This window comes from Streptomyces sp. MP131-18, assembly GCF_001984575.1.
GTDB classification, from domain to species: Bacteria; Actinomycetota; Actinomycetes; order Streptomycetales; family Streptomycetaceae; genus Streptomyces; species Streptomyces johnsoniae.
This window is the reverse complement of record NZ_LZNS01000001.1, coordinates 3,036,103-3,057,736: the sequence shown is the minus strand read 5'-3', so window position 1 is coordinate 3,057,736 and position 21,634 is coordinate 3,036,103. Positions and strand designations below refer to the sequence as shown.

16 protein-coding genes are annotated in these 21,634 nt (G+C 72.8%); 5 read left to right on the top strand and 11 right to left on the bottom strand.

Going from position 1 to position 21,634, the window contains the following annotated elements; translation table 11 throughout:
• Nucleotides 1-450: 450 nt before the first annotated feature.
• Nucleotides 451-897 (bottom strand): chorismate mutase, encoded by a 447-nt coding sequence (locus tag STBA_RS39275; RefSeq protein WP_079251906.1) that lies wholly within the window; start codon nucleotides 895-897, stop codon nucleotides 451-453.
• Between the two features lie 132 nt (nucleotides 898-1,029).
• Between STBA_RS39275 and guaA the strand changes: the two genes are divergently transcribed.
• A complete protein-coding gene (guaA, locus tag STBA_RS13520; RefSeq protein ID WP_077059488.1) occupies nucleotides 1,030-2,604 on the top strand; it encodes a glutamine-hydrolyzing GMP synthase in 1,575 nt (524 codons plus the stop codon).
• Between the two features lie 39 nt (nucleotides 2,605-2,643).
• Here guaA and STBA_RS13515 read toward each other — a convergent pair whose 3' ends face one another.
• Both STBA_RS13515 and STBA_RS13510 read right to left on the bottom strand, forming a co-directional pair.
• Nucleotides 2,644-3,324 carry a response regulator transcription factor gene (locus tag STBA_RS13515; RefSeq protein ID WP_077059487.1) on the bottom strand — a complete coding sequence of 227 codons (681 nt, stop codon included), beginning with the start codon at nucleotides 3,322-3,324 and terminating at the stop codon, nucleotides 2,644-2,646.
• On the bottom strand, nucleotides 3,321-4,583 hold the full coding sequence (locus STBA_RS13510; protein ID WP_077059486.1) for a PspC domain-containing protein: 1,263 nt from the start codon (nucleotides 4,581-4,583) through the stop codon (nucleotides 3,321-3,323). Before STBA_RS13510 ends, STBA_RS13515 begins: the two co-directional genes overlap by 4 nt.
• Before the next feature lie 121 nt (nucleotides 4,584-4,704).
• Here STBA_RS13510 and STBA_RS13505 point away from each other — a divergent pair, with 121 nt between their 5' ends.
• On the top strand, nucleotides 4,705-6,039 hold the full coding sequence (locus STBA_RS13505) for a PspC domain-containing protein (RefSeq protein WP_171987702.1): 1,335 nt from the start codon (nucleotides 4,705-4,707) through the stop codon (nucleotides 6,037-6,039).
• On the top strand, nucleotides 6,036-6,338 hold the full coding sequence (locus STBA_RS13500) for a hypothetical protein (RefSeq protein ID WP_077059485.1): 303 nt from the start codon (nucleotides 6,036-6,038) through the stop codon (nucleotides 6,336-6,338). Before STBA_RS13505 ends, STBA_RS13500 begins: the two co-directional genes overlap by 4 nt.
• Here STBA_RS13500 and STBA_RS13495 read toward each other — a convergent pair.
• From STBA_RS13495 to STBA_RS13480, 4 genes are all read right to left on the bottom strand, one after another.
• Nucleotides 6,295-6,849: a DoxX family protein gene (locus STBA_RS13495; RefSeq protein ID WP_077059484.1), complete on the bottom strand. Its 555-nt coding sequence runs from the start codon at nucleotides 6,847-6,849 to the stop codon at nucleotides 6,295-6,297. The genes STBA_RS13500 and STBA_RS13495 overlap by 44 nt on opposite strands.
• Before the next feature lie 155 nt (nucleotides 6,850-7,004).
• The gene (locus tag STBA_RS13490) at nucleotides 7,005-8,078 is read right to left on the bottom strand and encodes a C40 family peptidase (protein WP_079251904.1); all 1,074 of its coding nucleotides are present in this window, start codon (nucleotides 8,076-8,078) and stop codon (nucleotides 7,005-7,007) included.
• Nucleotides 8,079-8,219: 141 nt separating this feature from the next.
• Nucleotides 8,220-9,035: a thioredoxin domain-containing protein gene (locus STBA_RS13485; RefSeq protein ID WP_077059482.1), complete on the bottom strand. Its 816-nt coding sequence runs from the start codon at nucleotides 9,033-9,035 to the stop codon at nucleotides 8,220-8,222.
• 108 nt (nucleotides 9,036-9,143) lie between these two features.
• Nucleotides 9,144-11,690 (bottom strand): glycoside hydrolase family 9 protein, encoded by a 2,547-nt coding sequence (locus STBA_RS13480; RefSeq protein ID WP_253195228.1) that lies wholly within the window; start codon nucleotides 11,688-11,690, stop codon nucleotides 9,144-9,146.
• A gap of 240 nt (nucleotides 11,691-11,930) precedes the next feature.
• On the opposite strand from STBA_RS13480, the gene STBA_RS13475 reads away from it, so the two are divergent.
• Entirely contained in the window at nucleotides 11,931-12,281 is a 351-nt protein-coding gene (locus STBA_RS13475; protein ID WP_077059480.1) for a hypothetical protein, read from the top strand.
• Nucleotides 12,282-12,326: 45 nt separating this feature from the next.
• Here STBA_RS13475 and STBA_RS13470 read toward each other — a convergent pair whose 3' ends face one another.
• The 4 genes from STBA_RS13470 to STBA_RS13455 form a co-directional block, all read right to left on the bottom strand.
• A complete protein-coding gene (locus STBA_RS13470; RefSeq protein WP_077059479.1) occupies nucleotides 12,327-16,598 on the bottom strand; it encodes a trypsin-like peptidase domain-containing protein in 4,272 nt (1,423 codons plus the stop codon).
• The gene (locus STBA_RS13465; RefSeq protein WP_077063308.1) at nucleotides 16,585-16,920 is read right to left on the bottom strand and encodes a trypco2 family protein; all 336 of its coding nucleotides are present in this window, start codon (nucleotides 16,918-16,920) and stop codon (nucleotides 16,585-16,587) included. The genes STBA_RS13470 and STBA_RS13465 overlap by 14 nt, the downstream gene beginning before the upstream one ends.
• A gap of 80 nt (nucleotides 16,921-17,000) precedes the next feature.
• Nucleotides 17,001-18,227 carry a C40 family peptidase gene (locus STBA_RS13460; RefSeq protein ID WP_077059478.1) on the bottom strand — a complete coding sequence of 409 codons (1,227 nt, stop codon included), beginning with the start codon at nucleotides 18,225-18,227 and terminating at the stop codon, nucleotides 17,001-17,003.
• Nucleotides 18,228-18,445: 218 nt separating this feature from the next.
• Nucleotides 18,446-19,063 (bottom strand): DUF1707 domain-containing protein, encoded by a 618-nt coding sequence (locus STBA_RS13455; protein ID WP_077059477.1) that lies wholly within the window; start codon nucleotides 19,061-19,063, stop codon nucleotides 18,446-18,448.
• A 122-nt stretch (nucleotides 19,064-19,185) separates the two neighbouring features.
• Between STBA_RS13455 and pcrA the strand changes: the two genes are divergently transcribed.
• A complete protein-coding gene (gene pcrA / locus STBA_RS13450) occupies nucleotides 19,186-21,612 on the top strand; it encodes a DNA helicase PcrA (protein WP_077059476.1) in 2,427 nt (808 codons plus the stop codon).
• The last annotated feature ends 22 nt before the right edge of the window (nucleotides 21,613-21,634 follow it).

Here is a 21,634-nt window from a genome sequence, read left to right as displayed (position 1 = left end):
TGCGACGGGGGTTCCGCGGCGAGGAGCCCCGGCCACGAAGGCCGGGGCTCCCGCGCAGCACGGGCGACAGGGCGGCGCCGGTGCTGGGAAGCGGTGCCCGGGGGTAGGCACCGCTGCCGTTGGCCGGACCACTGGAGGGGGTGCGCCGTGGTCCGCCAACAGGTCTGGCTGGTCTTGGTCGTCGGAGCTGTGAGCGCGGCGGCCGGCTCCCGGCGTCCCGGGAACCGGCCGCCCGCCAGGACGTGACCGGCCTGCTGTCCCCTGCTGCCCGGCCACCGCACCGGGGCGAGGTCCCACGGCGCGCGGCCCCCGCCACACCGCGGGGACCGGGGCGCCTCATCGCCCCGGGGACAATCCCTTCAACGAAGCCCTCCGCGGGCGGTCACGCTCCGGACGGGTGACTCTTCGCGCTCCGGTGCGCCCCGGTGCGCGACGCGTGCCGCCGGGCGGTCAGACCCGGCCGCGGCACAGGTCGAGCAGCGTCATCGCCAGGCCGGTGCCGGGGGCGCCGAGGCCGTCCCGGTACCGGCGCAGCACCTCCATCTCGCGGGCCAGGTGCACACGGCGGCCGCCCGCCGCGATGCGGGTGGCCTGGATCTGCTCCGAGACCGAGATCCGTTCCTCGATCAGGCTGATGATGCTGTCGTCCAGGGCGTCGATCCGGCCGCGCGCGTCGGCAATGGTGTGCTCGGCGGTGGCGTGCTCGGCGGTGATGCTCTCGCTGGTGGTCATGCGGGTCTCCTGGTGGGGTGGTGGTGGGTGCCCCGGCCCGGCTGCCGCCCGCGGAACGGATGCGCCCCGGGCCGCAGAGAGCGGTGCCCGGGGCGTTCGCTGGGAAAGTCGCTGGTCAGTGGGGTGCGCAGCGCTCCTTGCGGCAGCCGGCCGGGCCGGTGCCATAGGTAAAGGAGCGGAAACGCACGTCGTGACGCATGCCCGCGAGTATGCCAGCCTCCGCGGCGTGCGGCCAAGCCGCGGCGGGCCCGTAGACTTTCCCTACGCACCGGGGAAGGCAAGGAAGGCAGCTTTTTCGTGGCAGACACGGACACCGACACCGTTCTCGTCGTCGATTTCGGCGCCCAGTACGCCCAGCTCATCGCGCGCCGGGTGCGGGAGGCCCGGGTCTACAGCGAGATCGTCCCCTCGACCACCCCGGTGGCGGAGATCCTGGCCAGGAAGCCGCGCGCGATCATCCTCTCCGGCGGCCCCTCCTCCGTCTACGCCGAGGACGCACCCGGCCTCGACCGTGCGCTGTTCGAGGCGGGCGTCCCGGTGCTCGGCCTCTGCTACGGCTTCCAGCTGATGGCACAGGCGCTCGGCGGCACGGTCGACAACACCGGCGCCCGCGAGTACGGGCGCACCGCGCTGAGCGTGTCCCGGCCGTCCTCGACCCTCTTCGAGGGCACGCCCGCCGAGCAGCAGGTGTGGATGTCGCACGGGGACGCCTGCTCGGCCGCCCCCGCAGGCTTCGCCGTGACGGCCGCCACCGCGACCGTTCCGGTGGCCGCGTTCGAGGACGACGAACGGCGGCTGTACGGCGTGCAGCACCACCCCGAGGTGATGCACTCCACCTACGGGCAGCAGGTGCTCGAGCACTTCCTGTACCGCGGCGCCGGTATCGCGCCGGACTGGACCACCGGCAGCATCGTGGAGGAGCAGGTCGCCGAGATCCGCGCCCGCGTCGGCGGCAGGCGCGCGATCTGCGCGCTGTCCGGCGGCGTGGACTCCGCGGTCGCCGCCGCCCTGGTCAACCGGGCCATCGGCGACCAGCTCACCTGCGTGTACGTGGACCACGGGCTGATGCGCCGGGGCGAGACGGAGCAGGTGGAGAAGGACTTCGTGGCCTCCACCGGGGTGCGGCTGCGGGTCGTGGACGCCTCGGAGCGGTTCCTCGGCGCGCTCGCCGGGGTCACCGACCCCGAGGAGAAGCGGAAGATCATCGGCCGGGAGTTCATCCGGGTCTTCGAGCAGGCGCAGGCCGAGCTGGTCGCCGAGGCGGGCGCGGCGGGCGAGGACGTCGCGTTCCTCGTACAGGGCACCCTCTACCCGGACGTGGTGGAGTCGGGCGGCGGCACCGGCGCCGCGAACATCAAGTCGCACCACAATGTGGGCGGCCTGCCCGAGGACCTGGAGTTCGAGCTGATCGAGCCGCTGCGCCGCCTGTTCAAGGACGAGGTGCGGATGGTCGGGCAGGAGCTGGGCCTGCCGGAGGAGATCGTCCACCGGCAGCCGTTCCCCGGGCCCGGGCTCGGCATCCGCATCATCGGCGAGGTGACCAGGGAGCGCCTCGACGTGCTGCGCGCGGCCGACGCGATCGCCCGCGAGGAGCTGACGGCCGCGGGCCTCGACCGGGACATCTGGCAGTGCCCCGTGGTGCTCCTCGCCGACGTGCGCAGCGTCGGCGTCCAGGGCGACGGCCGCACCTACGGCCACCCGGTGGTGCTGCGGCCGGTCTCGTCCGAGGACGCGATGACGGCGGACTGGTCCCGCCTGCCCTACGACCTGCTGGCGAGGATCTCCACCCGCATCACGAACGAGGTGCGCGACGTCAACCGCGTGACGCTCGACATCACCAGCAAGCCGCCGGGCACCATCGAGTGGGAGTGAGCGGCCCCGCGGCCGGTTCGCCCGTCACCCCAGGCGGCGTCACACCAGGCGGCGTGCGGTCGCCCAGCGGGTCAGCTCGTGGCGGTTGGACAGCTGGAGCTTGCGCAGCACCGCGGAGACGTGGCTCTCCACCGTCTTCACCGAGATGAACAGCTCCTTGCCGACCTCCTTGTACGCGTAGCCGCGGGCGATCAGCCGCAGCACCTCGCGCTCCCGCTGCGTCAGGCGGTCCAGGTCCTCGTCCACCGGGGCCGCCTCCGAGGACGCGAACGCGTCCAGCACGAAGCCGGCCAGCCGCGGCGAGAACACCGCGTCGCCCTCCGCGACCCGGAAGATGGCGTCCACCAGGTCGGCGCCCGTGATGGTCTTGGTGACGTAGCCGCGGGCGCCGCCGCGGATCACGCCGATCACGTCCTCCGCCGCGTCGGAGACGGACAGCGCCAGGAAACGCACCGGGTCCTCGGCCGCGGACATCAGCTCCGCGCTGCGCCGCAGCACCTCGACCCCGCCGCCGCCCGGCAGGTGCACGTCCAGGAGAACGACGTCTGGGCGGGCCGCCTTGATCACGGTCACCGCCTGGTCGACGTCGCCCGCCTCGCCGACCACCTCGACGCCGGTCTCCTCGGTGCGGCCGATCTCGGCCTGCACCCCGGCGCGGAACATGCGGTGGTCGTCCACCAGGACCACGCGGGCCCTGCGCTCCTCGGATGTCGGGTTCATTCCGCTCGCTCCATCGTCAGCTCCACCTCTGTGCCCTCGCCGGGGGTGGAACGCACCCGCGCCGAGCCGCCGTTGCGCTGCATGCGGCCGATGATGGACTCGCGCACGCCCATCCGGTCCCCCGGCACCGAGTCCGGGTCGAAGCCGGGGCCGCGGTCGCGCACCGACACGAAGACAGTACGCCCCTCGACCTCGGCGAAGACCCGCACGGGGCCGCCTTCGCCACCGTACTTGGCGGCGTTCACCATTGCCTCGCGGGCGGCCTGCAACTGCGCGCCCAGTGCTTCGTCCACCGGGCAGTCCCCGACGCACACGACCTCGATCGGCACCCCGTGGTGGTCCTCCACCTCGGCGACGGTCGCGCGGATCGCGGCCGCGAACGTCTGCGGCTCGTCCTCCTCCTCGGCCACCTCCTGCGCCTCCGCTGACTTGTACAGCCAGGCGCGCAGGTCACGTTCCTGCGCGCGGGCCAGGCGGGCCACCTCGCGCGGGCGTTCCGCGTTGCGCTGGATCAGCGTGAGTGTGTGCAGCACCGAGTCGTGGATGTGCGCGGCGACCTCGGCCCGCTCCTGCGCACGGATGCGCATGGTGCGCTCCTGGGACAGGTCCTGCACCATGCGCACCAGGTAGGGCCCGACGAGCAGCGCGATGCCGACGAGCAGCGCGACGGACGCCTGGAAGACCAGGCTCAGGCTCTCTGTCGACTCCGAGGCGCTGCGGCCCACGACGAAGCTGCCGACGCCGAGGCACACCAGCACCGCGCCCGCCGCGCTGCGCAGCAGCGGCAGCCAGCGGCTGCGGCGGGTCGCCTCGGCCCAGTGCGCGCGGCGCGAGTTGTCCGCCTGCCGCCACACCACGGCGGCGCCGACGCCGATGATCAGCAGCGGCCACAGGTAGCCGTCCTGGATGGGGAACTGGACGTTGGCGGCCAGCACGCCCAGTGTGGCGGCGAGCACGAGGAACGCGAAGATCTGACCCTTGTCGGGCCGGTGCAGCAGGCTCTTGCGGACGGGCGCGGCGGGCGCCGCCTGGGGTGCGCCCAGCGGCACGACGAACCAGAAGATGCCGTACAGCAGCACGCCGAGCCCGTTCGCCGGCATCAGCATGAAAAAGACCAGCCGCACCCAGGAGACGGGCAGCGCCAGATGCCCCGCGAGCCCCTGTGCCACGCCGCCGAGCCAGCGGCCCTCGACGCTGCGGTACAGCTTGCGCACCGGCGCCTCGTCCAGGGCGGCGCCGGTGGGGGTCGCGGTCGTCATGACCCGATCGTCACACGAACGGGCGCGGCGGGTCATCAGGGGCGACCCGGAGGAGACGTCAGGGACCGATGGGGGACGCACCCGGATCACGCCGGGGCGCGCCTGCGTCACCATGGTGGGCATGACCGACGATCTGACGACGGAGCCGCCGCCCGGCACCGCGGCCGCGACGCGGCTGTCCCGCAGCCGTCGACACAAGGTGGTCGGCGGTGTGTGCGGCGGCTTCGGCCGGTACTACAACCTCGATCCGGTGATCTTCCGCGTCCCGCTCGCGGTGCTGTCGGTCATCGGCGGTCTCGGGCTCGTCGCGTACGGGATCGCGTGGCTGCTGATCCCGTTCGAGCGGGAGGAGGAGAACGAGGGCCGCCGGCTGCTGTCCGGCCGGGTGGAGGGCCCGGGGCTGACGGCGCTGCTGTTCATCGTCGCGGGCTGCGGGCTGCTGCTCGCGTCGCTCGGCAACCGCGGCCCGGCCACCTGGTTCTCCGTCATGCTGCTCGGCGCGCTGGCCGGGGCGGCGTACTGGTCGCGGCGGCGCAGCGAGTCGCAGGGCGCGGGGGAGGGCGGCGAGCAGGGGAACGCGGCCACCGCGCAGGTCGTCGCGGAGGCCCCGCCGGAGGCGCAGGCCCCGCCCGCGCCGCTCGGCCCGTCCTGGTGGCAGGGCGGGGGCGCGGGGTGGCGGCGCGCCTATCTGTGGGGCCCGGAGGAGGCGGAGCCGGGCGACTACGCGCCGACCGCCCCGCCCGTGGCGGGGGCGCCGCCGGGCGCGGCGCCGTCGTGCCAGGGGCGTCCGGCGCGGCGGCCGGCGGAGCCGCGCGAACTCCGGCTGGGCGGGCTGCTGTTCCTGCTGGCGGCGGGCGCGTGCCTGGTCGGTTCCGCGGTGGCGTGGGAGCACCAGCCGCTGGGCACGACCCTGGTGATCGGTCTGTCCGCCGCGCTGATCGTGTACGGCGTCGGCTTCGTGGTGAGCGCGTTCGTGGGGCGCCTCGGCGGCGGCACGGTCGTGGCGGTGATCCTCACCGGCGCATTGCTCGCCGGCGCCGCGGTGCTGCCGGACAACATCACGACCAGCTGGGTCGGCACCCAGTGGCGGCCGGAGTCCGCGGCGGCGGTGACTGAGCGGTACGAGCTGGGCTCGGGCGACGCCGAGCTGGACCTGACCGGCTTCGAGCTGGACAAGGGGGAGACGCTGAGCACGACCGTGGCGGCCGGGGCCGGGCAGATCCGGGTGCTGGTGCCGCGCGGCGCGGAGGTGACGGTGCACACGGAGATCGGCGTGGGCGCGTTCACCTACGAGTCGCCGGCCTCCGGCACGTGGGAGGGGCTTGAGGACTCCTGGGGCGGGCTCGGCCAGGAGCGGACACGCAGCTATCCGGCCGAGCCGGGCGCGGAGCCGGGCGGCGACGTGGAGCTGTGGCTGGACATGGGCATCGGACACGTGGCGGTGGAGCGGTCATGAGCGGGAACGGGCGGATCTGGCGGCACCGGTTCGAGCCGGCGCGGCTGGTGCTGGGCGTGGCGCTGATCGGCGTGGCGTGCGTGTACCTGGTGGACGCCGCCGGGCGGGGCGACGTACCGCTGCCGGTGCTGTTCGCGCTGCTGCCCGCCGCGCTGCTGTGCACGGCGGGCGTGGCCGTCGCGGCCATGGCGGCGCGGCGGGCGCGGGGCCGGCCCCGGGACGAGCCGCGGGACGAGCCGCGGGGCCAGCCGGACGTCAGCCGAACAGGCGCCGGTTCCGCTGGGCCTGACGCGCGCTGAGGAGGCGGCCGAGGGCGAACGGCCCTGGCCCGGCGAGCAGGAGTGTCACGAAGCCGAACAGGTACGGCAGATCCTGTCCGAAGTAGTACGGGTCGGCGTTCCAGCTGACCGTGAGCCAGAACGAGAACGACAGCAGCGCACCGCCCGCGGCGGCCACGCGCGTCAGCAGCCCGAACAGCACGCCCGCGCCCACCGCGATCTCGGCGACGGCCGCGCCGCCGAGGAGCGGCCCCGGATGGTCGAGGGCGAGGTCGGCGAGCCAGCCGGCCGCCGCGTCCTCGCGGGAGAAGCGGAGCATCTGCTCCATCGCGTCGGTGCTCATCGCGCTGCTGAACGGTCCGGCATCGGTGAACTTGTCGATGCCGGCGTAGAGGAAGGTGAGGCCGAGGAAGAGCCGCAGCGGCAGCACCGCGTACCGGGCGGCGGCCTCCCGGGGGCCGCCGCCCGGAGCGCCGGCGCCCGGCAGGCGCCCGTGGGCTCCGCGGCCGCCCAGCTGTTGGGTCACGGACATGGGGGGTCCGGCCTTTCTGCATCGGTGGGGGACCGGTGGGTCGGCCAGTCTGCCACGGTGAGCCGCCACCGCAAGGCCGCCACCACGGACCCGCCGCCGACGCGTCAACTCGGGCCGCGGAAAAGGGACCGGGAGCGCCCGCGAGCCCCGGGCGGCTAGCCGGGGCGGGTGGCGGCGGCGAAGGGCATGGAGTCGACGGGGGCGAGCCGGACCGGCGTGCCGGGGCGGGAGGCGTGCACGATCTGGCCGTTCCCGACGTAGATCCCGACGTGGCTGATGCCGGAGTAGTAGAACACAAGGTCGCCGGGGGCAAGCTCGTCACGCGGGACCCTGGTGCCGGCCGAGACCTGGCTGTAGCTGGTGCGGGGGAGCGAGACGCCCGCGGCGCGCCAGGCGGCCTGGGTCAGGCCGGAGCAGTCGTAGGCGTCGGGCCCTGCCGAGCCCCAGCCGTAGGGCTTGCCCAACTGGCCCCAGGCGAACGCGACGGCGGCGGAGGCCCGCCGGTTCGGCGCGGTGGCGGGGCGGCCGGCGCGTTCGCCGCTCGCCGCGGTGGTCTCGCCCGTGCCCTCCTCGCGCAGCAGGGCCTCGCGCTCCCGGGCGGTGCGGGTGGCCAGCAGGTCCTCGGCCTCGGCGAGCCGGTCGGTCACCACCGCGCGGTGCCGGCGCGCGCGGTCCTGGGCGTCGGCGAGCGCCTCGGAGCGCTCGGCGGCCTCGGCGCGCAACTGCTCGACGGCGCGCAGCCGTTCCTCGATGCCGAGGGCGGCGCGGGCTTGGCGGTCGCCGCTGCGGTGGGCGACACCGGCGCGGTGCAGGAAGACCTCGGGGTCGGCGGACAGGGCGAGTTGTACGGCGGCGGGCAGCCCGGCGGCCCGGTACTCGGCGCTCGCCTGCGAGCCGAGGGCGTCGCGGGCCGTGTTCAGCTCCTCGGTGCGCAGCGCGGCGCTGTCGCGGAGCCGGTCCATGTCCCGTTCGGCCTGGCGGGCGGCCTCGGTGGCGGCGTTGAACGCCTCGGTCGCCTCCTCGGCCTCGCGGTGCAGCGTGTCGACGCGCTCCTCGACCTCGGCGAGGGTGGGCTCGGGGTCGGCGAGCGCCGCACCGTCGAACGCGGCGGCCGACGCGGCACCGGCCAGGGTCAGGGTGGCGGCGGCACGGAGGGCGGCGGGCACGGGTTTTCGGTGGACGCGCCGGTGCCGGAGCCGCCCGAGCCGCTGCTTTCGATGCTGGGCCATGGAGCAGGACGCTAAACCGGGCGCGCCCGTGGTCATGGCCGTCCGACCGGGATTGGTGCCAATCCCGTGGAAACTGGTGGATGCTGACCATGTCACCCGCCATGGGCTGGCGTTAGGTGATCGCTCCTGTGTGATCTGTGACTATTCCGCAGCCTCGTACAGCTGGTCGATCACATCGCGGAACTCGTCGGCCGACCGCGCGCCGTGCAGCGCCTGACCGTTGAGGAGGAACGAGGGCGTCGAGGTGACGCCCAGGTCGTACGCCTCCTGCGCGTCGCGGCCCACGGCCTCCCCCGCCTCATCGGATGCCATGTCGGCCTCGAACCGCGCCAGGTCCGGCACGTCCGCCGCCTCGGCGAGGGCGAGGACGCCGTCCTCGTCGAACCGCCCGCTGTCCCGGTGGAACTCCTCCGCGAACGCCGCGTCGTGGAACTCCCAGAACCGGTCCTGCTGCCCCGCGGCCCAGGCGGCGCGCGCCGCGGCGTCGGACTCGGGGCCGTTGATCGGGAAGTTGCGGACCTCGATGCGCAGCGCGCCCGTCCCGACGTACTCCTCGACCAGCTCGCCGTGCGTCCCGCGGGCGTGGATGCCCGCGAACGCGTCCTGGAAGTCCACGTACTCGATCATGACGACCGGGGCGTCGGCCGGGCCCACGGCCAGCGGGTCGTCCGCGTCGCGGCGGGCCAGGTCGAGCGCGGGATGCCCCTCGGGCAGCGGCTGGACCTCCCCCTGCTCCTGCGCGTCGCCCTCCTCGTCCCCGCCCGGCGGGCCGATCGCCGAGAGCACGCCGATCATCAGCACGCCCACGAGGACCGCGGCCAGCAGGGCGGCGGCGAGCTTGCGGCGCTTCGTGACCGGCCGGGCGGCCTGCGGCCCCGAGGCGCCGGGGGCACCCGAAGTGCGCCTTTTATTGCTTTTTTTATTGTTTTTGGTCTTTCTCGTCCGTGCCACGGGCATGAGGCAAGCGTAGGCCCGCGGGAACGGGCCCGTCGGCCGGTGCGGCCGACGGGCCCGGGGGCCGCCCCGCCTGAAGGGCGGGCGGCGGGACGGCCGTGTGGGGGGTGGTCAGCCGGTGGTGCAGCCGCCGCCGTTCAGCGTGAACGCCTGCGGGTCGGCCGCCTGGCCCGACGCGGTGCCCTGGAACCCGAAGCTCACCGAACCCCCGGGCGGCACCGTGCCGTTCCAGTTGACCGGGCGGGCGAGCACGTCCTGGCCGGACTGGGTGACGACGGCGTTCCACGCGTTCGTGATCCGCTGGTCGTCGGCGAACGTCCAGGTCAGCTCCCAGGGGCTGATCGGCGTCCCACCGGTGTTCTCCACCGTCACGGACGAGGTGAAGCCGGCGGACCAGCGGTGCGAGGTGTAGGTCACCTCACACGTCGCGGGCTCCTCGCCCGGGTCCCCGCCCGCGCCCGCGCCGAGGTCGTCGGCGTAGGAGGCGAGCCAGGCCAGCGGCGCGTTCCAGTTGATCGTGACCTCGTTGGTCGCGAACGACTCGATGTGGTCGACGTAGCACATCGCCGGGGCGCAGCCCTGGAGCAGGTCCTCGGCGATCGGGTCCTGGAGCGCGCTGTTCGGGCCGCCCGCCACCGAACCGGCCGGCGGGTTCGGCAGGGTGGCGTCGAGCTGGTTGGCCCAGTGCCTGTGGTGCTGGTTGTGCACGTCCCGCTCGCCGTAGCCGGTGACGTACGACAGGTTCAGCGGGTTGCGGCCGAGCAGGTAGTCGAGGCCACTGAGCACCGCGTCGCGGTACTCCGCCGCACCCGTCAGGTCGTGCGCGGTCGCCAGGACCACCATGTTGTTCATGACCTGGCTGTTCGAACCCCACACGTAGTTCTCCGTGCCGGCCAGCGGCACCCCGTACAGGGCGTCCTGGGCGGTGGCGGCCAGGCCGTCGGCGGCCTCGGTGACCATGGCGAGGACGCCGTCGCGCTCGCCGTCGGTCAGGCCGTTGTCCGTGGTGGCCAGGTTCAGCGCGCCGAGCGCCGCGGTCGAGCCCCAGCTGAAGCCGCCGGGCGGGAAGACCGCCTCGGCGTCGCCGTGCAGCTCGGAGGACAGGACGTCCTGGCGGTAGGTGTCCTCACCGGTCGTGATGAACAGCTCGGCCGCGGCCCAGTAGAACTCGTCGGTCACATTGTTGTCGCTGTACGCGCCGCCGCCCACGCCGTCGTTCGGGTCGGCCAGCATGTCCGGGTTGGCCAGGGCCGCCTCGTACGCCGTGGTCGCCGCGGTCAGCAGCTCCGCCGCGTATGCCGCGTCGTACGGCTCGAACAGCCGGGCACCCTGCGCGGCCGCAGCCGCCACGTTGAGCGTCGCCGCGGTGGACGGCGGGTGCAGCTCGCGCGCCTGCGAGTCCTCGTGCGGCAGCAGCGGCAGGCCGGTCCACGCCCGGTCGTGCAGCTTGTGGTGCGCCATGCCGGCCAGCTCCTCGCCCGCCGGGACCTGCATGGCGGTGAGGAAGTCCAGCTCCCAGCGCGCCTCGTCGAGGATGTCGGGAACGTCGTTGCCCTGCTCGGGAACGGCCAGCGCGCCGTCGCCCAGCGCCTCGCCGTCCGCGCCCTCCGCGGTCAGGGTGCGTTCCCACGTGGACAGCACCTGCGCGGTCGCTATGCCGCCGTTGACGACGTACTTGCCGTGGTCGCCCGCGTCGTACCAGCCGCCGGCCGCGTCCAGGGTGTAGTCGCACGGGGTCGTCGCCCAGCAGGTCACGCCGTCGTCGCCCTGGTTGGGCGCCACGTTCACGTGCCCGGCCGGCCGCGCGTACTCCTCACCGACCAGCTCGGCGTCGATCTCGATGCCGCTGCGGTTGTGGTAGAAGTACGCGAGCGCGTCGGTGCGCAGGTCGGCGTACAGGTCGTCGCCGATCGCGAACGGCTCGCTGACGTGCTCGCCGACGGTGACGGTGTAGCCGTCCCCCGCCTCGGTGACGTCACCGAAGTCGAAGGTGTGGACGTTCTCTTCCGACGTCGGGTCCACGCCCTGCGGCGTGGTGGTGCCGGTCGCGACCTCGGTGCCGTCCGCCGCGTTCAGCGTCCACGGCAGAGCCTCGGTTGCTTCCGTGACGTAGGTGCCGGCCTTCGGGCCCTCGGTGAGGTAGCCGACCTGGTTGACCCGCACCGGGGAGCCGGTGTCCGGCTCGTACACGGGCGGCTCCGCCCCGCCGGTCAGCGAGACGTCGTCCAGGCAGAAGGTCAGCGGGTCGTCGCTCCCGCCGATCTGGAACGCCAGCTGCGCGGCCTCGTAGTCGGCGCTCGCGGTGAAGACGTGCGTGAACGTCTCCGCGGTCCCGGAGATCTGGTCGGCCGCCGCAAGTTCCTGCGTCCACGGCTCCTCGGCCAGCTGCACGTTGGTGCGGCTGGTGACCGGCGCGGTGGCGGTGGCGGTGTAGCTCAGCTCGTAGGACTCTCCTGCGGTGAGGGGGAGGCCGTCCTGCCCGACGATGGCATCCCAGGGGTTGACGGTGCCGCCCTCGACCTCGGCGCACAACTGGCCGTCCACGACCGCGCCCGGGGCGTTGGGCGTCGACCACCACGGGTCGATGACACCCGAGGAGAAGTCGCCGTTCACGATCAGCTCGGGGCCCTCGGCGGCCGAGGAGGAGGCGCTGGTCATGCCGAGGACACCGGTGGCAAGACCGGTGGCGAGGGCTGCGCCCATGAGGCGTCTGCCGCGCGGTGCACGGCGCGACGCGCGTGGGGGGTGGGAAGGACGTTGGGTCACGGCTCGATCCTTCGTACGTGCGGACATGGGCATGGGAGCGCTCCCAAGCATGGTGTGTGCGTGGCAGGACCCCGTCAAGACCTTGGGAGGGCCCTAAATCCGTGCGCGAGTACGGCAGTTAAACTCCGGCCCATGGAGCCGCTGATCAACATCTTTCTCGCCCTCCACATCATCGGGATCGCCGCATTGCTCGGGGGCTTCCTCGGGCAGGTGAAGGCCATGAAGGGCGGCGGGGCGCGCATGACGCCCGGCATGCTGCACGGTGCGCTGACGATGCTGGTGACGGGCCTGGCGCTGGTCGGCCTGAACCAGGCGGACGACCAGGAGGTCAACAACACCAAGATCGCCGTCAAGCTGGTGGTGCTCCTGGTCATCACCGTGCTCGTCTACATCAAGCGGGACGACGAGCGCGTGGAGACCCCGGTGTTCGGAGCGGTCGGCGCGCTCACCGTCGTCAACATCTTCCTCGCGACCCTCTGGTGAGCCCGCTGGGCGGGGCTCACCCGGTCGTTCCGGCTGCCCCGGCGGCTATCCGCGCCCGAGAAGTCCCGCCAGGCGGGCGGCGACTTCGTCGGCCTCGCCTCTGCCGGCGTTCTCCGGCATGCTCAGCCAGTCGGCTGCCTTCGTGCGGCAGTCTTCCGTCTGCGGCCGCGTCAGCCCTGGCCCTTCGAGCAGTGCCGCAAGCACGTGCCCGGCGTACCAGGACCCGGCGTACGTCTTCAGCCAGTCGAGCGCCATGGCCACGACGGCCGTTCGCTCGATCTGCCCGGAAGCGGGCAGGCGCGGGTCCAGGAGCGGTCCAAGAACGGCCCCGCTGAACGACGAGAATTCTCTCTCGCCGAGCCACACCCGGGCCCGCGCCGTGACGGCACGGGCCTGCTCGGGGTCGAGGTCCGTGCGAGCCAGCAGAGCACGCAGCACCCGCTGCCCGTGCGAACTGATCGGCTGCCCGCCGCAAGCCTCTTCGAGCGCGAGGTGCACGAGGAAGGCGCGCGTCCGGTCGGGGAGCGGTACAAGACCCAGTCGGCACAGGGCCGGGAGTGTCTTCTTCGCCAGCACCACATGGCCGTGGTCCGCGCACTCCAGTACCCGCTCCACGGTTCGCCGTCGGAGCCCCTCGTCGGACACGCGGCAGCTGAGCAGGAGTTTCAGCATCCGCGGTGCGGCCTCGGCCGTGTGGTGGGTGTCCAGCCAGTCGAGGGCGGGGCGGAGGGCGTCGGCCCGGGCCACCTCCGTCAGCTCGGGGAACTCCAGCAGCGGGCCGAGCACGAACGACGCCGCGTCGCTCGAGCGGTTGCCGGGCTTTTCCAGCCATGCGAGGGCGAGCGGCACCGCGCGCACTTCGGCCGCCCGGTGCTTGAGCAGGGGTTGCAGCACGAAGCGTGCCTCAGGGGAAGAGCCGCGCGAACCCGTGGTGAGCCAGGCGAGCGCGGCGTCGAGGACACGGGTGTCGCTGCCGTCGGCGGGGCCGATGTGAGTGTCGAGGCGGAGCAGATGCTGGAGTACGTATGAGGTGTTCGGCGATTCGGCGTGGTCCCCGAGCCAGGCGAGGGCGAGCCGGGCAGCCGCCTCGCCGTGGGGGCCGAGTTTCGGATGCGCCAGCAGCGGCCGGAGGACGAAACTCGCGTCCTCCCGGCTCAGATTGCCGGGGGCGGTGAGCCAGCGGACCCCGGCCGCACAGGGCTTGTCGGCGATGCGCAGTCCACGGCGCTGGAGCAGCGACCCGAGTACCGACTTGGCGTCAGGCTGCGTGCCGTGCTGCCCCGTGGCCAGCCACCGCAAGGCGTGCTGCGCGGTGCGTTCGGCCGCCTCCCGGGGCAGGTCCGTCTTTTCCAGCAGCCTCCGCAGCACGAAGTAGGCGTCCCCGCGGGTGCCGTGCTTCTCGAGCCAGGCGAGGGCCTGGCGGACGACGTCGTCCTGCCCGTCCGGGGCCGCAGGGACAAGCGCGAGCAGGGGGGCCAGTACGAACGTCGCGTCGTGCTCGGTGCCGTGCTCCTCAAGCCAGGCGCGGGCGTGGTCCACGGCGGTGTCGGCGGGCTTTCCGCGCAGGGCTGGGTGTCCGAGCAGATTTCTCAGGACGAACGATGACACCGGGGAGGTGCTGCGGCCGGCCAGCCAGTTGAGGGAGCGGTCGATGATTTCCCTCGTCCGGCTCTCGTCCAGACCGTCCCGCCTGAGCAGCTCGGCGAGAACGAGGGAGGCCGTATCGGCGTCGGGATGGCGTCTGAGCCAGTCGAACGCGAGCCCGAGCGTTCTGTCGGCCCGGCCGTCGCCGCCGAAGTTGTCACGGCGCAGGAGCGCGCGCAGCACATGGGCGGTGGCGGATGCCGGCAGGCGCCGGCTGACCACGCCGAGGGCCCGGTCGACTGCTTGCGCGATGCGGTCCTCACGCAGATCATTGCGTGCCATCAGCGCGTTGGCGAGGGGGAGGCCGCCCTTCATATAGGGGTGTCGCAACCACTCGATCGCTTCCTCGGCGGCCTTGTCCAGGTGCTCGGCCTGCACTCCGGGTGCCCGGAGCAGGGCTTCGAGGACGGGATGGGTGTCCTCCGGCCGGTCGCGGTTCTCGGCTTGCCACGTCAGAGCCGCCGAGGCCAGACGCGCGGGGACGGCGTCGGAGGTGTTGCGGATCGCGTTCTCGAAAAGCCTGCTCGGCAGGTGCGGCGCGTCGGCCTCGGCCTTCTGGAGCCAGGGCCGCACCAGGGAGTCCCAGGACGCGACGACCGCCGACTGCCACGGCGGCCCCGACAGCAGCGTCAGCAGGGTCCGCCTGACCTCCTCCAGATCGGGCTCGCCCGCCAGCCGTTCGGCGAGGCCGTTGTCGTCCGCGAGCCACTGTTCGCAGACTCGGCGCACATTGTCCCGCACACCCGGTTCGAGGTCGGCCGACCACCGTCGCACGGTGGCGGAAGCGAGCCGGAACGTCCTGGTGCTGACGAGGAACGCGGAGAACATCCGCTTCGCGGCGTCGGCTTTCAGGCGCACCGTGCTCGGCTGCAATGCCTGCCGGAGAAGCTCGTCGGCCACGAAGTCGTGGATGACGTGGAGAACACCGCCCTCGGAGCTGACGAGCCAGCCCAGTCTGAGCAACTGCTGCACGGTGCCGATTCCGCCGTCCAGGTAGCCGTGGTCCTGGTGCAGGTCGAGGAAGGCTTCGACAGCCGTCTCCACCGACTCCTGCTCCTGCTGACAGGAGGCGGCAGCGACCGCGGAGGCGAGGAGGGAGGTCGGCGAGTCACTCAGCTCCTCTTTGGTGCGCGTCCGTAGCCAGAACGACAGATCCTGGAGCTCGTCGCGCAGCCCGGAGAGGACGAGCGCGCCCTCGGCGTCGTCGTGCAGGCGCGACTCGATGGCCCGCGCGATCAGCAGGGTGAGCGCCGGGCGGTGCCCGCAGACGGCGGCGAGCTGCGCGGTGCCGTAGGCGTCCACGGCCTTCGGGGCGACGCTTTCGATGATCCGGGTGGCGACGGCTTCCTGGTGCCCTCTCTCCTGGGAGACCTGCACCTCCTTGAGGAGCGAGAGCTGTTTCATGTCCTGGGCGCGCTGGACCGCCCCGGGGCGCAGTGCGGCGATACACGCCAGTCCGGCCCGGGAGGTGCGCTCCGCGTTCACTTGTTCCGCGAAGCCGGAGAGGTCGAGGTGCTCGTAACTGTCGAGGTAGTCGAGCACGAGCAGGACGTCCCTGTTCCGCGCGTGCAGCTCGCCCACGGCCTCGGCCAGGGACTCCGCCGTGATGGGGTTCTTCGGCGCCAGATGCAGTACGGTCCAGCCTTGCTTTTCCGCCCTGGCCGCCACCTCGAAACACGTACGGGTCTTGCCGGTCCCCGCGGCGCCTACGAGCACCACCCCCAGTGACCTCGACCCCGGTGCGGCGGCTGCCGTCAACCGCTCCAGGAGAACGTCCGGCTCGGCCTCGTGGCCTTCGCCGGGGCTGACGAAGGAGAACTGGTCGCCCGTCAGGTACTTGTCACGGTTCGAGTCCCGGCTGAGCGTCTGCCGGTGGGTGCGGATGCCCGCCGGGAGCTTCGGCAGGCCGACATCGGCCAGGTCACCGGCGCGCAGGTTGCCGCAGCCCAGCAGCCGCTCCAGCCGGTCCAGTTCGCCGGGGGGCAGGCGGTCCTGGAGACCGTCGATCCTGGCCGCGGTGAGCGCGCCACCGTCGGAGGCATGGTGCTTGGTGACGACGCCGATGATCCGCCCGCGGCTGAAGACCGCCGCCCCCGACATGCCCGCCCACGGCGAGTACGGGTCGGCGGCGGAGCCGGCCGGGCCGTCCGCGTCCGTTGGTTTCGCTGCCTTGCGCGGGTCTTCGTCCGGTGAGGGAGGCCCCACGACCTTCAGGTCGAGCGTGCCTTCCCGTCGATTGGCGAACGGTACACAGGTAGCCTCCGCGGCCTCCAGGTCCCGATAGGTCCCCTCGCGGAGCTTGAAGAGCGGAAAGCCGAAGGCTATGCACTCGACTCGGGCCGCCCGCTCGCCGACACAGCCGAACGATGCCGGGGCCGGCGCGGGCGCGGCGGCCGGGGAGTCGAAGACGAGCACGGCGATATCGCCGTCCTCGTCCCACCACTCCACCGACGCTTCGTACGCGGCCTCGTCCTGCCGGTCGGCGTTGAACCGCACCAGGACACCGGACGCTCCGATGAGCGGATGCCACGCGGTCAGCACTCTGCCGTCCGCCACGAGGTAGCCGGAGGCCCGGGAACCCGTGCCCGCCGAACGGCTGACGATCACCTCGGCGATACGGCCGGGCTCGTCCCACCTGGCGCCCTGCCGTCCGGTGGCTTCAGCGTTCGCCATCGACTTCGTCCCCGGAGATCAGCGGGGAGCGCGTCGTGCCGTCCGGTGTCACCTCCTTGGGATGCAGGGTGAGCGTGATGCGCTGGGTCGCGGATCGGGCGAACCTGCTGTCGCCGCCCGCGTCGACGACCCAGAACCGCACCTTGCCGTTCGCGCCGGCTTCACGTGAGACCGCGACGGTCACCTCGACCTCGACCGGCCCCACTTCGAACCGGAGCGTCTCTCCCGGCTCCGCGCCCGCTGTCGCCGCGGCCTTGATTTCCTCCCGCAACTGACGTATCAAGTCCGCCAGTTCAACTTCGCTTTCCCCGCCCGATGCCATGTCGAGATGGTAGGAGGCAACGGGGGCACCGTCCATGCGGCAGCGGCGCGGCCGTACCCGGCGCGTTCCGGTGCCCCCGCTCAGCTGGGGCGGACCGCGCTGTGCCAGGGCATCACGTCGATCGACTCGTACCTCACGGCTTCCCCCGGCCGCGGGGCGTGGATCATCATGCCGTCGCCGGTGTAGAGGCCGACGTGGCTGATGTCGTCGTAGAAGAAGACCAGGTCGCCGGGCTGAAGGGCGTCGCGGGACACCTGGGTGCCGGTGTTCACCTGGTCCCAGGTGACGCGGGGGATCTCCACGCCCGCCGCGCGCCAGGCGGCCTGTGTCAGCCCTGAGCAGTCGAACGAGTTGGGCCCGGTCGCGCCCCACACGTACGGCTTGCCGAGCTGCGCCTCGGCGAACGCAATGGCCGCCTGGGCCTGCGAGGCGTTCGAGCCGCCGTCCGCGGGCGGGGTGCCCGGGTCGGCCGGCTGTTCCTCGGCCTCCGCCTCTGCCTCTGCCGCATCCTGGGCCTCCTGTGCCTGCCGGGCGCGCTCGGCCTCCTCGCGCTCCTCGCGTTCGCGCCGCGCCTGCTCCGCGCGGCGTTCGGCCTCCTCGCGCTCCAGCCGTTCCAGCTCGGCGAGCTCGGCCGCTTCGTCTTCCGTCAGCTGGTCCATCAGGGCGCGGGCCTCAGCCAGCTTTCCCTGGACCGTCTCCTTCTGGTCCGCCAGCTCGGTCTCGCGCTCCTCCAGGTCCGCCAGGGCGTCGGTGGCCTCGTCGCGCTGCGCCTCGGCCTCCTCGCGGCGGTCGGTGAAGTCGTCGACGGCCTGGTTCTGGGCCTCGCTCAGCCGGTCGAGCGTATGGTCCGTGGCGAAGAAGCTGCGCGGGTCGGGGGCCAGCAGCAGGGCCGCGGTGTCCGAGAGCCCGCCGCCGCCGGTGCGGTACTGGGCGGCGGCGAACGTGCCGAGAGTGCGGCGGGCCTCGTTGACGCGCTCGGTGGCCTCGGCGGCCTGCGACATCAGCTCGTCCGCCCGCTCCTGCTGTGCCTCGCTTGCCTCGCGCGCCTCGTTGTAGTGCTGGGTGGCGGTCCCCGCCTCCCGGTACAGCGCGTCGACGCGCTCGCGCACGTCGAGTGCGCGCTGGCGCGCGTCGTTCGCGCGTTCGCGCTGCTCCTCGATCGCGGGGGTGTCGTCGTCGTCCGCGTAGGCGGCGGACTGCGTGAGCAGCGAGGCCGAGGCGAGGGCCACGGCACCTGCGCCGACGGCGCCCCTGCGGGCCGCGGGGGATTCCAGAATGCCGGGGCGCGGCTTGCGGTGGGAACCCAAGGCCGTGTCCTTCCCTCTGCACGAACGGGAGGCCCCCGGAATGGTCAAGGAGGTCCGGGGCACTTGGCGCTGCACGGTAGCCACTCGAAGGGGTGTTTGTGAAGGCGAAGTGCGATCCGACCGAAACCGATTCGTGACCAAAAGCCGTAGTGGCGGCCCCGCGGGTGCTCCGGTGTGGTGGACGTCACGTACGCCGGGGCGGGCGGCCCGCCCGCGGGTCAGGCCGGGTTGTCGCGCAGGCGGCGGCGTTCCCAGCGGTTGGGGTGGCGCACCGTCACGCCCGCCACACCGCCCGTGCCCGTCAGGCGCAGCACCGGGGCGCCGCGCAGCCGTTCGCCCGTCGTCTTGTTCTTGATGCCGCCGAAGCCGGGGTCGGCGCCGCTGATGTCGACCTCCCAGCCGGGCGGCACGATGATCGTGATGCCCGCCATGTCGCCGTGCACCTCGATCTCGGTCTCCGGCCAGGCGCAGTCCGCGCGTGAGTAGTCGACCTTGACGCCGCCGAGGCCGCCGCGCGCGATCACCTTCGGCGGGACCTGCCAGCGGCCCACCTGATTCGCGCCGTGGATGCCGCCCTTGAGTACCAGCGGCCGGCCGTCGGGAACGGGCGGCGCGGAGCCGAGGCTCCGAGCCAGGCCGGGCTGGGCGGGGAGGTCGGCGATCAGCGGCTCGAGGTCGCCGTAGGTCTTGGCGGTGAGCGCCTTCTCCAGGCGCTCCTCCAGCTCTTCGAGGTCGATCCGCCCCTCGCCCGCCGCTTCCCGCAGCCGCTCCGCAACGGCTTCCCGGTCCTCGTACGAGGCGCGCAGCTCCGCGTGCGGCCGCGGCTCGGATGTCATGCCTTTCACGATAGCCGAGGGGGGCGGCGGCCGTGCGCCGCCCGGCTTCCGCCGCCCGCGTGGGGGCGCGCGGAGCATCGGGCCCGGGCGTCCGTCGGGGCACGGCCTAGACTCGGTCAGCGATGAGCGGCCTTTTCGATGACAACGCGCTGGCGGACCTCGGCCCTTCCGGGCCCTCCGACGAGGAGCCGCCGTCCGAGCACGACTTCGCCCACGACGTGCGTGAAGAGGTGCCGGACGACCTGTTCGCGGGCACCTTCGCGGAGCCGAAGGCCGCCGACGAGGACGCCTTCTACCGCAACGGCGCCCGCAAGCCCGTCACGGACCCGGCCGAGCTGCTGGCCGGGCTGAACGAGGAGCAGCGCGCCGCCGTCACGCACAGTGGCGCGCCGCTGCTGATCGTGGCGGGTGCGGGCTCGGGCAAGACCCGGGTGCTCACGCACCGCATCGCGCACCTGCTCGCCGCCCGTTCGGTGCACCCGGGCCAGATCCTGGCGATCACGTTCACCAACAAGGCCGCGGGCGAGATGAAGGAGCGCGTCGGCGAGTTGATCGGCCCGCGCGCGAACGCGATGTGGGTGATGACGTTCCACAGCGCCTGCGTGCGCATCCTGCGCCGCGAGAGCAAGCTGCTCGGCTTCACCTCCAGCTTCTCGATCTACGACGCGGCCGATGCCAGGCGGCTGATGGCCCTGGTCTGCCGCGATCTGGACCTGGACCCGAAACGGTTCCCGCCGAAGTCGTTCAGCGCCAAGGTCTCCAACCTGAAGAACGAGCTGATCGACTCCGAGGACTTCGCCGCGCAGGCGAGCGAGCCCTACGAGCGGACCGTCGCCGAGGCGTACACGCTGTACCAGTCCCGGCTGCGCGAGGCCAACGCGCTGGACTTCGACGACATCATCATGACCACGGTGCATCTGCTCGACGCGTTCCCCGACGTCGCCGAGCACTACCGGCGCCGTTTCCGGCACGTGCTGGTCGACGAGTACCAGGACACCAACATCGCCCAGTACACGCTGATCCGGCTGCTGGTGGGCGAGCGGGAGCCGGCGGAGCTGTGCGTCGTCGGCGATGCCGACCAGTCGATCTACGCGTTCCGCGGCGCGACGATCCGCAACATTCTCCAGTTCGAGCAGGATTACCCCGACGCGACGACACTGCTGCTCGAACGGAACTACCGCTCCACGCAGACGATCCTCTCCGCCGCCAACGCCGTCATCGAGCGCAACGAGGGCCGCCGCAAGAAGAATCTGTGGACGAACGCGGGCGCCGGTGCCCGCATCGTCGGCTACGTCGCGGACACCGAGCACGACGAGGCGCAGTTCGTCGCCGAGGAGATCGACCGCCTCTCCGACGCGGGGGACGCCCGCGCCGGCGACATCGCCGTCTTCTACCGGACCAACGCCCAGTCCCGTGTCTTCGAGGAGATCTTCATCCGCGTCGGCCTGCCCTATAAGGTGGTCGGCGGCGTCCGCTTCTACGAGCGCCGCGAGGTCCGGGACGTGCTCGCCTACCTGCGGGTCCTGGCCAATCCCGAGGACACCGTCCCGCTGCGCCGCATCCTCAACGTGCCCAAGCGCGGCATCGGCGACCGCGCCGAGGCGATGATCGAGGCGCTGGCGCTGCGCGAGCGGATCTCCTTCGCGCAGGCGCTGCGCCGCGTGGACGAGGCGTACGGGATGGCGGCGCGTTCGGCGAACGCGGTCAAGCGGTTCAACACGCTGCTGGAGGAGCTGCGCACCGTCGTGGAGTCGGGCGCGGGGCCCGCGACCGTGCTGGAGGCGGTGCTGGAGCGGACCGGGTATCTGGCGGAGTTGCAGGCGTCGACCGATCCGCAGGACGAGACCCGCGTGGAAAACCTCCAGGAACTGGCCGCCGTTGCGCTGGAGTTCGAGCAGCAGCGGGAGGAGGACGACCCCGGAACGCTCGCGGACTTTCTCGAACAGGTCGCGCTCGTCGCGGATTCCGACGAGATCCCGGATGACGAGGGTGACGGTGTGGTCACGCTGATGACGTTGCACACCGCGAAGGGCCTCGAATTCCCCGTGGTGTTCCTGAGCGGTATGGAGGACGGCGTCTTCCCGCACATGCGCTCGCTCGGCAAGACGAAGGAGTTGGAGGAGGAACGGCGGCTCGCGTATGTGGGGATCACCCGCGCGCGGCAGCGGCTGTACGTGACGCGGTCCGCGCTGCGCAGCGCGTGGGGGCAGCCCCAGCACAACCCGCCGTCCCGCTTCCTGGAGGAGATCCCCGACGTCCACGTGGAGTGGCGCCGCACGGGCGGCGCGGGCCAGGCGCCGCCGCAGGGCGCGGCCGCCGCTCCCGCGGCGCGGGAGCGGCGGGGGGCCGGCGGGTTCGCCACGGGCCGCATGAAGGACCGGCCGGTGGTGGCGCTTTCCGCCGGGGACCGGGTGACGCACGACAGCTTCGGCATGGGCACGGTGGTGTCGGTCCAGGGCAGCGGCGACCGGGCCGAGGCGACGATCGACTTCGGCGGCGAGAAGCCCAAGCGGCTTCTGCTCCGTTACGCCCCCGTGGAGAAGCTTTGATTCTTACCCTGTAGTGTCCCCG

Bases quoted from the DNA above. Each gene is read 5' to 3' on its own strand.
- STBA_RS39275 (WP_079251906.1), bottom strand. From the start codon at position 897: ATGGCACCGGCCCGGCCGGCTGCCGCAAGGAGCGCTGCGCACCCCACT.
- STBA_RS13515 (WP_077059487.1), bottom strand. From the start codon at position 3,324: ATGAACCCGACATCCGAGGAGCGCAGGGCCCGCGTGGTCCTGGTGGAC.
- STBA_RS13510 (WP_077059486.1), bottom strand. From the start codon at position 4,583: ATGACGACCGCGACCCCCACCGGCGCCGCCCTGGACGAGGCGCCGGTG.
- STBA_RS13505 (WP_171987702.1), top strand. From the start codon at position 4,705: ATGACCGACGATCTGACGACGGAGCCGCCGCCCGGCACCGCGGCCGCG.
- STBA_RS13500 (WP_077059485.1), top strand. From the start codon at position 6,036: ATGAGCGGGAACGGGCGGATCTGGCGGCACCGGTTCGAGCCGGCGCGG.
- STBA_RS13495 (WP_077059484.1), bottom strand. From the start codon at position 6,849: ATGTCCGTGACCCAACAGCTGGGCGGCCGCGGAGCCCACGGGCGCCTG.
- STBA_RS13490 (WP_079251904.1), bottom strand. From the start codon at position 8,078: ATGGCCCAGCATCGAAAGCAGCGGCTCGGGCGGCTCCGGCACCGGCGC.
- STBA_RS13485 (WP_077059482.1), bottom strand. From the start codon at position 9,035: ATGCCCGTGGCACGGACGAGAAAGACCAAAAACAATAAAAAAAGCAAT.
- STBA_RS13480 (WP_253195228.1), bottom strand. From the start codon at position 11,690: ATGACCAGCGCCTCCTCCTCGGCCGCCGAGGGCCCCGAGCTGATCGTG.
- STBA_RS13475 (WP_077059480.1), top strand. From the start codon at position 11,931: ATGGAGCCGCTGATCAACATCTTTCTCGCCCTCCACATCATCGGGATC.
- STBA_RS13470 (WP_077059479.1), bottom strand. From the start codon at position 16,598: ATGGCGAACGCTGAAGCCACCGGACGGCAGGGCGCCAGGTGGGACGAG.
- STBA_RS13465 (WP_077063308.1), bottom strand. From the start codon at position 16,920: ATGGCATCGGGCGGGGAAAGCGAAGTTGAACTGGCGGACTTGATACGT.
- STBA_RS13455 (WP_077059477.1), bottom strand. From the start codon at position 19,063: ATGACATCCGAGCCGCGGCCGCACGCGGAGCTGCGCGCCTCGTACGAG.
- pcrA (WP_077059476.1), top strand. From the start codon at position 19,186: ATGAGCGGCCTTTTCGATGACAACGCGCTGGCGGACCTCGGCCCTTCC.